This window comes from Enterococcus sp. DIV1279b, assembly GCF_050531515.1.
GTDB classification, from domain to species: Bacteria; Bacillota; Bacilli; order Lactobacillales; family Enterococcaceae; genus Enterococcus_D; species Enterococcus_D casseliflavus.
Map to the genome: position 1 here is coordinate 1,980,001 of NZ_CP172891.1, position 12,878 is coordinate 1,992,878.

11 protein-coding genes, 1 rRNA gene and 1 pseudogene (1 of these 13 running past the window's edge) are annotated in these 12,878 nt (G+C 41.1%); 2 read left to right on the plus strand and 11 right to left on the minus strand.

What is annotated here, in order from left to right:
* The 8 genes and pseudogenes from IGI71_RS09345 to IGI71_RS09380 form a co-directional block, all read right to left on the minus strand.
* Positions 1 to 1,432, minus strand: a 16S ribosomal RNA gene (locus IGI71_RS09345) (it extends 127 nt beyond the left edge of the window).
* Positions 1,433 to 1,973: 541 nt separating this feature from the next.
* Positions 1,974 to 2,159 carry a hypothetical protein gene (locus IGI71_RS09350; RefSeq protein WP_005230211.1) on the minus strand — a complete coding sequence of 62 codons (186 nt, stop codon included), beginning with the start codon at positions 2,157 to 2,159 and terminating at the stop codon, positions 1,974 to 1,976.
* Between the two features lie 139 nt (positions 2,160 to 2,298).
* The gene (locus IGI71_RS09355; protein ID WP_430615498.1) at positions 2,299 to 2,820 is read right to left on the minus strand and encodes a GNAT family N-acetyltransferase; all 522 of its coding nucleotides are present in this window, start codon (positions 2,818 to 2,820) and stop codon (positions 2,299 to 2,301) included.
* A gap of 75 nt (positions 2,821 to 2,895) precedes the next feature.
* On the minus strand, positions 2,896 to 3,834 hold the full coding sequence (locus IGI71_RS09360; RefSeq protein ID WP_430615501.1) for a dihydroorotate oxidase: 939 nt from the start codon (positions 3,832 to 3,834) through the stop codon (positions 2,896 to 2,898).
* Between the two features lie 209 nt (positions 3,835 to 4,043).
* Positions 4,044 to 4,601: pseudogene (locus IGI71_RS09365) on the minus strand (zinc-binding dehydrogenase); the annotation flags it as partial.
* A 430-nt stretch (positions 4,602 to 5,031) separates the two neighbouring features.
* Positions 5,032 to 5,349 (minus strand): DUF2500 domain-containing protein, encoded by a 318-nt coding sequence (locus tag IGI71_RS09370; RefSeq protein ID WP_015509816.1) that lies wholly within the window; start codon positions 5,347 to 5,349, stop codon positions 5,032 to 5,034.
* A gap of 756 nt (positions 5,350 to 6,105) precedes the next feature.
* Positions 6,106 to 6,435 carry a metal-sulfur cluster assembly factor gene (locus tag IGI71_RS09375; protein ID WP_005231940.1) on the minus strand — a complete coding sequence of 110 codons (330 nt, stop codon included), beginning with the start codon at positions 6,433 to 6,435 and terminating at the stop codon, positions 6,106 to 6,108.
* A 74-nt stretch (positions 6,436 to 6,509) separates the two neighbouring features.
* Positions 6,510 to 7,445 (minus strand): YitT family protein, encoded by a 936-nt coding sequence (locus tag IGI71_RS09380; RefSeq protein WP_086299485.1) that lies wholly within the window; start codon positions 7,443 to 7,445, stop codon positions 6,510 to 6,512.
* A 153-nt stretch (positions 7,446 to 7,598) separates the two neighbouring features.
* Between IGI71_RS09380 and IGI71_RS09385 the strand changes: the two genes are divergently transcribed.
* A complete protein-coding gene (locus tag IGI71_RS09385) occupies positions 7,599 to 8,090 on the plus strand; it encodes a YajQ family cyclic di-GMP-binding protein (RefSeq protein WP_429961860.1) in 492 nt (163 codons plus the stop codon).
* 91 nt (positions 8,091 to 8,181) lie between these two features.
* On the opposite strand, the gene IGI71_RS09390 is transcribed toward IGI71_RS09385, so the two are convergent.
* From IGI71_RS09390 to IGI71_RS09400, 3 genes are all read right to left on the minus strand, one after another.
* A complete protein-coding gene (locus IGI71_RS09390; protein WP_430615506.1) occupies positions 8,182 to 10,671 on the minus strand; it encodes an ATP-dependent DNA helicase in 2,490 nt (829 codons plus the stop codon).
* Positions 10,672 to 10,929: 258 nt separating this feature from the next.
* The gene (locus tag IGI71_RS09395) at positions 10,930 to 11,466 is read right to left on the minus strand and encodes a hypothetical protein (RefSeq protein WP_016613385.1); all 537 of its coding nucleotides are present in this window, start codon (positions 11,464 to 11,466) and stop codon (positions 10,930 to 10,932) included.
* A gap of 279 nt (positions 11,467 to 11,745) precedes the next feature.
* Positions 11,746 to 12,159: a GNAT family N-acetyltransferase gene (locus tag IGI71_RS09400; protein ID WP_430615509.1), complete on the minus strand. Its 414-nt coding sequence runs from the start codon at positions 12,157 to 12,159 to the stop codon at positions 11,746 to 11,748.
* Between the two features lie 98 nt (positions 12,160 to 12,257).
* Between IGI71_RS09400 and IGI71_RS09405 the strand changes: the two genes are divergently transcribed.
* Positions 12,258 to 12,878: an MBL fold metallo-hydrolase gene (locus IGI71_RS09405; RefSeq protein WP_005236256.1), complete on the plus strand. Its 621-nt coding sequence runs from the start codon at positions 12,258 to 12,260 to the stop codon at positions 12,876 to 12,878.

Genomic DNA, 12,878 nt, shown 5'->3' on the forward strand with positions numbered 1-12,878 from the left:
CGTGGTGTGACGGGCGGTGTGTACAAGGCCCGGGAACGTATTCACCGCGGCGTGCTGATCCGCGATTACTAGCGATTCCGGCTTCATGTAGGCGAGTTGCAGCCTACAATCCGAACTGAGAGAAGCTTTAAGAGATTAGCTTAGCCTCGCGACTTCGCAACTCGTTGTACTTCCCATTGTAGCACGTGTGTAGCCCAGGTCATAAGGGGCATGATGATTTGACGTCATCCCCACCTTCCTCCGGTTTGTCACCGGCAGTCTCGCTAGAGTGCCCAACTAAATGATGGCAACTAACAATAAGGGTTGCGCTCGTTGCGGGACTTAACCCAACATCTCACGACACGAGCTGACGACAACCATGCACCACCTGTCACTTTGCCCCCGAAGGGGAAGCTCTATCTCTAGAGTGGTCAAAGGATGTCAAGACCTGGTAAGGTTCTTCGCGTTGCTTCGAATTAAACCACATGCTCCACCGCTTGTGCGGGCCCCCGTCAATTCCTTTGAGTTTCAACCTTGCGGTCGTACTCCCCAGGCGGAGTGCTTAATGCGTTTGCTGCAGCACTGAAGGGCGGAAACCCTCCAACACTTAGCACTCATCGTTTACGGCGTGGACTACCAGGGTATCTAATCCTGTTCGCTCCCCACGCTTTCGAGCCTCAGCGTCAGTTACAGACCAGAGAGCCGCCTTCGCCACTGGTGTTCCTCCATATATCTACGCATTTCACCGCTACACATGGAATTCCACTCTCCTCTTCTGCACTCAAGTCTCCCAGTTTCCAATGACCCTCCCCGGTTGAGCCGGGGGCTTTCACATCAGACTTAAGAAACCGCCTGCGCTCGCTTTACGCCCAATAAATCCGGACAACGCTTGCCACCTACGTATTACCGCGGCTGCTGGCACGTAGTTAGCCGTGGCTTTCTGGTTAGATACCGTCAAGGGATGAACATTTTACTCTCATCCTTGTTCTTCTCTAACAACAGAGTTTTACGATCCGAAAACCTTCTTCACTCACGCGGCGTTGCTCGGTCAGACTTTCGTCCATTGCCGAAGATTCCCTACTGCTGCCTCCCGTAGGAGTCTGGGCCGTGTCTCAGTCCCAGTGTGGCCGATCACCCTCTCAGGTCGGCTATGCATCGTTGCCTTGGTGAGCCGTTACCTCACCAACTAGCTAATGCACCGCGGGTCCATCCATCAGTGACGCAAAAGCGCCTTTCAACTTTCTTCCATGCGGAAAATAGTGTTATACGGTATTAGCACCTGTTTCCAAGTGTTATCCCCTTCTGATGGGCAGGTTACCCACGTGTTACTCACCCGTTCGCCACTCTTTTTCTTTCGATGGAGCAAGCTCCGGTGAAAGAAAAAGCGTTCGACTTGCATGTATTAGGCACGCCGCCAGCGTTCGTCCTGAGCCAGGATCAAACTCTCATAATGATTTGTTTGAATGACCATACGGTCATTAAGCTCATAAAAATTAACTTTGCTAGCTATTGCTTGCATGTATTTGTTTCAATAAATTGAAACGTCCTACACATTGGTTCGTTTGCTTGCTTTGTTCAGTTTTCAAAGGTCTACCGTGCTGTGTTAGCAACTTTTATATCATATCAGAGCGACATTTGATTGTCAACTCTTTTTTTAAAAGTTTTTTTCGCTCGTTGTTTTTCAACTTCGTAGCGGCTGTCTCAGCGACTTAATTAGAATAACAAATGATTTGTTATTTGTCAACAACTTTTTTCAATTAATTTTGTTGATTTATCAACATCAATTAACTGTTTTATTATTGCGACTTCGTTATAATATCATCTGTTTTATTTTTGGTCAAGTCTTTTTTTGAAGATTTTTCAACTGTTGTTTTGACCCGCTGGCTCAATTGCCAACGTTGAATACTTTATCATTCTATGAATGAAAGAGCAAGCTTTTTTTCTGAAATTTTTCCAATTAACAAAAATAAAGAAAAAAACTACCAAAAGGTAGTTTAATCAATATCGATCGTGCGGAAACGGATTTGATTTTGATCGTCTCGTTTTAAGGTTGTTTCTTCTTTCAAATAAGAGAACTTCTTCTCATCGATCGCTGGATTTTCAAGCATTTCTTCATACCCTGCAAAAATATCATGGATGTATTTTTTATAAGCTTTTTTCTTTTTGATTCTTTTCTTCATTTGGCACCGTCCTTTACGTGCTTATCTTAGCAAGCCGAAAGGATTCTGACAACCATTATCCACATTTTCATACCAAAAATTCACTTTGACACACTTTTTCCATTCTTTCGGCCAAGTGACAAGAATAGAAAAAGAATGTTTAGTTTGTGATCAAACGTTTTTGAAAAGCCAATCGCTCTCCATTCGGAAAAGGAAATGTTACCTCTCCTTTATATTGATAGCCAGCTGCTTGGATATTCTTTTGCATCCCAATATTGGCTTTATACGTATCGATACGCAAATCAACGATTCCTTGCTCTAATGCAACCACTTCAAGAGCTTGCAGCAATTTGGCACTTAACTTTTGCCCTTTAAAATGAGAACTGACAACGACGCGATGAATGGATAGATACGGACCATTTCCATCCCACCCTGCGCCGGTAATTGCGTTGTAGACAGGATCATCACCAGAAACCAGTGCCGCAGACGCTGCGATTTTCCCATCTATCACTAACACATAGCTTTCGCCTTTTGCAATATCTTCTTTGATTTGAGTTTCTTTTGGGCCATAGCCATTTTGCCATTGTGGTGATCCTTGAGCTTTTAAAAAAGCAATTCCTTCCTCAATCAGCGCCATTAACTCCGTTAAATCGCCCTCAGTTGTTTTACGAAATTTCTCCATTTAACCCCACCTTTCTTCTATGACTTTCTTCTATAAAAAGAAACAGAGGATGATAGAAAGTCGTCAATAGTCGTTTTAATCAATCGTTTTTAGTTTGCCTTGAAATTCACTGATTGATTGATATCCTTTTTCTTTCATGATCGTTTCTAATTCTTTCGTCAATCGTTCAAAGATAGCCGGCCCTTCTTTTTGCAACTCTGTGCCGATCTGCAACATAGAGGCACCACACAACAAATGCTCATACGCATCTTGACCATTACGAATCCCACCAGTACCAATAATTTTGATTTCTGGCTTGAGACGTGTATAGAAAGCCCGCACATTGGCTAATGCCGTCGGTTTCACATATTCGCCTCCGAGACCACCAAAACCATCTTTTGGTTTGATGACTACCGAGTCAGTAGCAGGATCGATGAATAAAGCATTCCCAATACTATTGATTGAATTGATATAGGTTAACGGATACTTATTCAATATCTTAGCCATCTCATCAAAGTGAGCCAAATCAAAGTATGGCGGCAATTTGACACCTAAAGGTTTTGTGAAAAAACCAAAGACTGTTTCAAGAATTTGATCGGTCAAAGGAAAATCATAGGCAACTTGTGGTTTTCCTGGCACGTTTGGACAAGAAAGATTCAACTCAGTGATTCCTTCAAAATCACTTTCTTGGATCTTCTTCAATAACTCAATGTTTTCAGCCACGCTCATACCAGCGACAGAGAAAAAGAAAGGCGTTTGCTGAATCATTTCCTGCTGTTTTTTGATGGCATAATCTAAGTAGTAGTCCACCCCTAGATTTGGTAATCCCATCGAATTGATGCTTCCTAACGGTAAATCGGTATAACGTGGTTCTGGATTTCCGGCACGTGCTTCTAGCGTTGCACTCTTCGTGACAAATGATCCAGCTGCTGATACCGCTAATTCATCTAATTCCTCGATCGTCATACAATGGACCCCTGAGGCGTTCATAAACGGATTTTCGTATGTATATTTCCCAAAATTCGTAGCTAACATTGATTCATTCCTCCAATCTTTTCAACTAGTTTACCGTTTCATTTCTGAAAATGCAACGGTGTCTTTGATTGGGACAGGTTTTAGAAGGAGCAACCTCTTTAATCACTGTAGCAAATCAAAAAACCATATCCATACAGCTTATTAAAGCTTGCTGAATAAATATGGTTTTTGAAAACAATCTGTTTGTGCTGTAATCAAATGTTGGTTTTTTAGAGCATGATCATGATTTTATTAAAGCTTTCACTTCTATTTACCGCTAAATCAAATGCTCTTTGAAGATCCTCTAACGGAAAGCGATGGGAAATCATATGACTGACACTTAAGCGTCCGCTTTCTAAAAAGGTGATCGAATCAAACCATTCTTTACCTGGGAAAGGTGCAGAATAGCTATTCCAAAAACCCTTAATGGTTAATTCACTGCGAAAGATTTTTTCAAATGCCCGTTGCTTAATCAAAACATCAGAATAAGCGATCCCTTGAAATCCAATTTTCCCGCCTTTTTTTGTCACTAAGAGACATTGTTCTTCGGTTATTTTAGTACCTGCACATTCCATTGCAATATCTACGCCTAAACCATTCGTTATCCGAGAAATCTCTTTTTCAAGATCTTGAACACTAGGATCGATCGTATCGGTGACACCTAAATCTAAGGCTTGTTCCAGTTTCTCTGATTGAATATCAATGCCAATGATCGTTTTCACACCCGCAATTTTTAACCATTGGATCGTCAGCAACCCAATCGTTCCTAACCCAAAAACGGCAACGACTTTGTCACTTGAAAGAGAAAATGTTTGTGAAAAACCAAGAACGATTTTTCCTTTTTGCAATTATTTCTGAAGTCACGTAAAAAACAAAAAACCTCGTAACAATGAGTCACGAGATTTTGGTGAAGCAATCTATTCTATTTATGAGTATTTAAAAACGATCCGTAGCTCATCACTTCCGCCAATAAAACGAATGGGTGAACTAAATTAAGCCATTCCTCGCAGGAAATTCCCTTCGGTTTTGGTTTTATTTATGCGACCTCATAAGTAGAAATTCTCAAGTGTTACTCGACGATACTGGCGTTTTCCATCGAAAGCGTACAATTCAAATCATTTCAAATGATAAGACACTTGAATAGGAGTTTTTTAATTGACTGTTCAACTTTTTTGAAATTGAAAACGAATAAACACATACTATATACATACAAATTTTTTACCTATCAAGTGAATTAAACCTTTTTCTTTGATACCTCAACACTCCAGTATCTCCGATGACGTATAATTTGTATTTTCCATACCCTACTTTAAATTCTAATCTTTCGCCACTTGCGATTTCAAATAAAAGATAATAGGTAATGGATTGATTCGTAAAGCCGTTTGCAGCAATATTCGTGCTACTAGTCATTCGTTTGTCTACTAGCGTGGCAAGTACTGCCACTTCTGGCGTAGATTGATCCTTTAAGAATTCGACAATATGATATAAGATAACTGCGACGAAAATAAAAGCAAATAAAGTAAATAGAAAATCCACAAAACACACTCCTTTTTTGTTTTTATGATCAAGGGAATCAACCAAATCATTTTTACAACTTAACTATAATTATACATTAATTCAATTAATTAATCTCGAATCTCTAATAAAAATATGTAACTCGCTAAATGATTGACCGAAACTGTAGTTTGGCTATCGTTTTCCTATATGTATGGTTGCATAGAACACATTTGTATATTTGTTAACCAAGAGTCAGTTGCTAGGATGAAATCACATGACCTTTGAAAAAACATTCCTAGAATCATCCTTCTTCATTCTACATTGACTCCTTAAGGAAAATTCATCGTATCCCAAAGTCTCTGACTAAATTCAGTAACTTTTCTTTAGACATGTTTTCTGGGATGCACCTTAAGGTTATCAATGTGGATGAATAAGAATTTATTCTGTGCTCTTTTTTTGTCAAAATGATCGAAGGTTTATAGAAAGTATTACTATTTCGGCAAAGTTAAATACTAACTCACTTTGAGTTGTCATATGAATGGAAAATACGTTGAGCTTTCAGGTTTAAAAATATATGATTTTCTTTAATGCTTTTAGTAAAAAAGTATAACTTTTTCACCAAGTAACTGTTTATTTAAGAAAGTATTCTAAAAAAAACTCTTCTACCAACTTTTTCAAAGTTAATAAAAGAGTTCTGTGTTTATATCCTCATTTTGCCAACTGTCCGACACCTAAGAAAACAGCTTGTTCCATCTAGTTAACAAATATGAAACAACTTTCTATGATTGAAAATCCTTAACGAATCCCCAAAGCAATCCGTGCATAACGACTCATTTTATCAGTCGTCCAAGCGGGATACCAAACTAGTTTTACTTCTGGATTTTTGACTTCTGGAATATCGCTTAATGCTTCGTGTATCGATTCAGTCAATACGTCGGCTAAGGGACAGCCCATTGTTGTTAAGGTCATTTTGATTACGGTATTGCCTGTTTCTGCATCAAATTCGACTTCATAAACTAAGCCTAGATTCACTATATCAATCCCCAACTCAGGGTCAATCACGGTTTCCAAGGCAGCCAAGACACGCTCTTTGATTGCTTCTGCTTCTACTTCAGTATATGCCACGGTTGAAGACCTCCTTTAATTCTTGTTTCAAATAATACCTTCTTTTGCAAGATTTGTAAATGGACGATCCTGGATTATGGACGGCTTTTCTTGTGTATTTTCAGTTCTGGGAAGACTCCCGTCGTTTTAAAGGTCCGTTGTTCATCATCTGTCGCAAAACGACCTGTGATCGATTGGGTCGGCACAAAGTTAATAAACGCATTGCCGTCTGCTTCTAAAACGGCTTGTTCTAAATCGTAGATCTCGTAGCGGGTCACGACCATCATGATCATATTGCCCGGTACGCCTGAATAGCCTCCGACTGAGGGGAACAAAGTCATGCCGCGAAACACATGCTTAGAAATATTTTTCCCAACAGCTTCCGCATTGGTCGTAATAATCATCGCCGTTACCTTTTGATGACTTGTGTGCAGCATGTCCACCACGTAGCTCATTGCGAAAATCGAAATGATCGTGTACAACGCACTTTCCCAAGAAAAGACGAAACCTGAGACCATGACAATAATGCCATTTAAAATAAACATATATTTACCGACTGTTTTTCCAGTCGTTTTTGATAATATCAACGAAAGAATATCCATTCCGCCGGTGGTAAAACCCATTTTCAGTGAAAACGCAACGCCGACGCCCAACAGTACGCCACCTAGCAAAGCATTAACCAAAATATTGTCGGTGATCGCTCCTTGCGGAAGGACAATTGTTAATACGGAAACGACAACGACATTGATAAAGCTCAACAGTGTCGATGATTTCCCGAGTTTGATGAACCCGAGAACAAAGATAGGCAAGTTTAAGAGGAAAATAAACAGCCCTGTACTAAGGTGAACGCCAAAATGTTCCAAGGCAAGTGCCACGATCAATTGGGCGACCCCGTTCATCCCAGCGGAAAGAACGTTTGCGGGAATCAAAAAGAAATTTAAAGCAATGGCTGCAGTGATACCTGACAGCAAAATAACCCCTATTTTTTTCAATCGTTCTGATTGTTCGTGCTTCGTTAATAACTTACTCACAATGATCTAGCTCCTTCACTAAAAATCTCCTTCCAAAGAATAGCAGTTTGTGTGAAAAAATGAAACAATTATTTGCAAAAATTTACTTTTGATTCCCGCATCGTTCGCCTCCATGTTAAAATCATAGGTAAGAGATGAGAGGAGTGATTGATTTTGGCAAAAGAAGCAAGTTTTGATGTCGTATCTGAGATCAACACAGAAGAAGTAAAAAACGCCATTCAACAGGCGGAAAAAGAATTGAAAAACCGATTTGACTTTAAAGGCTCCACGGTAGAAATCAAGATGACTGAGGGCAAACTGACGATCGTTGGAGATGACGAATTTAAGTTGGAGCAAATCAAAGATGTGCTCTTTGCGAAGATGATCAAACGGAATGTACCAACGAAAAATATTCAATTTGGCGAAACGGAGCATGCCTTGGGGGCAAAAGCTCGTCAAACGGCAGAATTGATCAATGGGATCGATAAAGAAAACGCCAAAAAAATAACGACAGCGATCAAAAACGCCAAGCTAAAAGTTAAAACTCAAATTCAAGACAATCAAATTCGGGTAACCGGCAAAAGTCGTGACGATCTGCAAGAAGTGATCCAATTGTTGCGTAAACTGCCCCTGACGATCGATTTACAGTTTACAAATTATCGCTAATCAAAAAAACTAGAACAGAGTCTAACGTGATGGTTAGGCAAAATCAGCTTTATCTACTGATTTTGCGCAACCGCTCTTGAAAGCTCTGCTTCTAGTTTTTTTCTTGCCAAAAATGAGTCAATGCCTTTGATAACTCTTGCGGCCGACGAATCTGCAAGGCATGCTGCCAGTGCAGTGGGAAAAGTTCTTGGTAACGCGGTGTCCGAAAACGTTGATCCAGCAATAACACCACGCCGCGATCGCTGACATCCCGGATCACTCGACCGGCTGCTTGCAGGACTTTATTCATCCCGGGCAGCTGATAGGCATACGCAAAGCCAGCTGCCTTTTTCTCATCGTAATATTCCCGAATCAATTCTTGCTCGTGATTGATTTGCGGCAGTCCGACTCCTACCACTGCCGCACCGATCAAGCGATCGCCTTTCAAGTCGATCCCTTCAGAAAAAATTCCACCAAGGACACAAAATGCCACTAATGTTTTTGGCTGGCTCTCTTGTCCGTCTTGACTTGTTTCTAGCAAGGATGATCGTTGCCGCTCAAGAGATTGAAACTGTGCAAGAAACGCCTCGCGCTCTACTTCGTTCATGGCTGTCCCCTGAATCAAGACCTCCACCTCTGGCGCCTGTTGGGAAAATGCTGCCGCCACATCATCCAAGTAACGATAAGAAGGGAAAAAGACCATATAGTTTCCCGCTTTCGCTGCGGTCATTTGCTGGATTGCATCAACGATTGCAGGAATGCTGGCTTCACGTTGGCGATACGTTGTTTGGATATAGTCTGCAATAAAAATCCCCTGATTTTTCGGATCAAAAGGACTTGGCAGGCGATAGCGCAAAGCTTCATTGCCGCCTCCTAACACCTCTTGATAATAGGACAAAGGAGTAAAGCTCGCAGAAAACAACAGGCTGGCCTTGCCCTTATCTAACACAGATTCCAAAAACGGCGCTGGTTCGATGCAAAATTGCCGTAGTTTGATATCATAGCGGTCGATCTCCACCGTCGTTTCGTAGTGATCATCATAAAATTCACTGATCTTCAAATAATGGTTAGCTTCAAAATACACTTGCAGCACTTCTTCTTGCAATTCATGCTCAGGATTTGCCGGCAACCATTCCTTCATCAATTCAGCTACTTTGTAGAGCTGATTGACCATCGTTTCATGGGGAGCTGCTTGATGGTGATATTCCCACTCTTCCTCTTTTGCTATTTGAGCAATAGCCGCAAATTCTTTGTCAACTTTGTTTAGGGCGCGTTTTAATTTTTGCTGGTCATTGGATAGTTTCTTCTTTAATTCCTTAAATGGCTGCCGGGTAATGGTTGCCGAATACATTTCTTTGGAACGGTTGACTAAGTTATGGGCCTCATCCACTAGAAAGAAATATTCTTCATCCGGCTCCTCAAAAAATCTTCGCAAATAAACGGTGGGATCAAACAAATAATTATAATCACCAATAATGACATCGCAAAAGACACTGACATCCAGTGAAAGCTCGAAGGGACAGACCGTATGTTTCTTTCCGTAGGTCTCGATCACTTCTCGGGTTATTTGGTTCTCGTGATGCAACAGATCCCATAATGCTTCGTTGATTCGATTGTAATAGCCTTGCGCATACGCACAGTGTTCTGGCGTACAGTTTCGTTCATCTAAAAAACAGATTTTGTCTTTGGCGGTAATCGTGACACTTTTGGTTTCACTACCGTTGTCTGCTAACTTGCTCAGTGCATCTTCGGCCACTTGTCTGGTGATCGTCTTCGCCGTCAGATAAAAGACCCGATCAGCCCCTTCTTCCCCTAGCACTTTTAATGCGGGAAACAGCGTTGACATGGTTTTTCCAGTTCCAGTTGGCGCTTCCGCAAAAAGTCGCTTGCCATTTTTTAGTGTTTTATACGCCGCTGCTGCTAACTCTCGCTGCCCTTTGCGAAAGGTTTCAAAGGGAAAAGACAGCAGCTGCAAAGACGTATTGCGGACACGGCGCCAATTCTCTTGAAAAACTAACCATTTATGATATTCCTGAAGTAATTCTTCATAAAAAACAGCTAATTCTGAAAACTGAAATGTTCTTCTCGTACGGGTGGTCAGCTTTTCAGTGGTTTGATAATAAGTCAATTGTACGGCGATTCGATCGATGGGTCTCTTCGGATCATTACCTTCAGCAGTAGGTTCCGCTTCTGGTTTCTCTTGATTTTCACTGTCACTAAGCGCTGCTTGTTCATTTTCTTGTAGTAAAAACAAATAAGCATAAACCATTCCCTGGGCAAAAAACAAATCGATTTGATCTTCAGGGATATCTTCGAACGCTGGTTCTGAAGTTTTGATCTCATCGATCACCCAAGAATTAAGAGTTGCATCAAAAAAGAGACCATCGGCACGACCTTCGACAGTGATCGAATCTTTCTCAATTTGGCTTTCTCGTTTGAAAAAGACTTCTTTTTGATACGCATCCCCAGCCTCTTTTTGTAGTTGGCGATGGATACGGGCGCCTTCTTGCGCGGTATGATTACTGACTTTGCGGCTATCAATATCGCCTCGGCGCAAAATAAATTCTACAATTTTTCTAACCGCAACTTTTCCTTTATACACGTGTTCACCTTCTCGTTTGCCATTATAGCGGATAGATTACTTTTGGAAAAGCGAACAGAAACAGCTTTTCATCCTCTGCGGAGAGTATCCTATCCAAACAGGTTTTATCACCATGAAAAAACCACTTGCAACAAAACACCTACTCATCAGATAATTGACTTCATTTTTTTTTCCAGAAAATGGGTTTGGCGAAGGATTTACAAAAAAGCCTACTCTACTCACCTAAGCAAGTAAAGCAGGGCTATTTTTGAAAGATATTTATTGATCGACTTGAATATCATAACTGACACCATTTTGGTCAAAAGCTTGTTGATTGTCTAGATCTAAGGTGAACTCAAAGGTCCGTCCATCTGCTTTGATTGTCAAATGCTTCCCTTCAACCGTGTATGATGCATCTTGATAGGTGATCTCATAAATTTGATAAGGGTCGTTGGACAACTGTACCTCTGAATGGGAAAAATGACGCTGAAAATCACTTTCGATTTGTCCTTCATACAAGGCAACATCACTAGAGCTGGCTGAACTATCTTCTAAATCTGCCATCGGCAAATACTGCTTAACGATCGTCAACTCATTCTCATGAAAATCATAAACCCCTTGGCTTTGCGGAAAGATGACACTCTCATCTTGGATCAGCATCAAATCAAGGTCCCCATTTTCAACCGTTTTTGAGGCGGAAGTAACAGTTTCAGAAACTTCTTTCGAATCGTTGATGGTTAGCTCCTCTTGGCCACAGCTCACTAAAGCGAGCGCGGCGAAGCATAGAGTGAAAAAAAATTGCAGGGATTTTTTCATAAAAAACACCTTCTTACAAAAAGTTGAGGTATACCAATCAAAACTAACGCAAGATACAGATCACACACTTTCCTCGAAGTTGGTCACGAAGAATGTTCATGCTTTTGTCAAAAACTAGACCCGTTTCAAACGAATCAACGCTTTCTTATTTTAATTAGTATAACAGCAGTTTTTTGCTAATGCGGTTTCTTAGAAAAATTTTCGAATTCCCACAATAATTCTAAGCTTTTCTCTCATCAAACTATTGGTTAGCCTTATCACCTGCCTGCCAAAGGTTGATCACAGCATCTTCACGAAGTAAAGCCTATCCGTGCCAAGCACAGGTGTATCCGTAAGCACAGCAAACGGTTCGAAGCCGACTGCTTGGTAGAATTGCGGCGCTTGGTAGTCTTGGGTGGTAACCGTCACGGAACGACACCCCGCTTTTTTACCGTGATCAAAAAGTGCTTTTATCAATTGTTTCCCGATCCCCTGATTCTGATGGCTTGGATCAACTGCTAACAATTGAATATGGATCGTATTGCCTGTCCGTTTTCCAATCACCCCACCAAGTTGATCCTGATTGTCAAAAAAAGCAAATGAAAGCTGCTCTTGATCGGAAAAGGCACTCACTGCCTCTGTTTTTTTCGTTGAATAATTTAGCCATTGACAGACTGCCTGACGATTGTCTTCTGCGTTTATCGTTTTTATCATTAATTTTTCACTCCTAAAAACCTTTCTTTGTTTCCTCTTATACTTTAAGCTATACTTATAGTCAGACACAAGTATTTGTGATCCTAGGAGGTTTTAGCATGAAAATCATTGGTTTAGTGACAGGACCCGTTCAAGAAAATTGTTACCTAATTTGGAAAGAAGATGTTTTGTTGATTATTGATCCTGGAGCAGAAGCAGCGAGATTGATCGCTGAGATCGAAAAAACAGGCGCAAAACCAGCAGCGATTTTATTGACCCACACTCATTATGACCATATCGGCGCAGTTGACCATTTGCGGGATTATTATCAGATCCCCGTTTACGTGAGTCCGCTTGAGCAAGGATGGCTAAGTGATCCTATGAAAAACCTTTCTGGCCGTCATCCTGAATTAGGAACCATCACCGCACGTCCAGCTGAATTCGAGCTAGAGTTGAAAGAGTACGAGATAGCTGGCATGTCCTTTAAGGTTGTTGCAACCCCGGGTCATTCCATTGGCAGCGTCAGTTTTATTTTTGACAATTTTGTCGTTTCCGGAGACGCCTTATTTAAAGGTAGCATTGGTCGGACAGACCTGCCAACCGGAAATTTGGAACAATTGCTGACCAGCATCCAAACGCAACTCTTTGTTTTACCGAATCAAATGGCGGTCTATCCTGGCCACGGAGAACCAACAACGATCGAAATTGAGAAACGGACCAATCCGTTTTTTAACGCATAA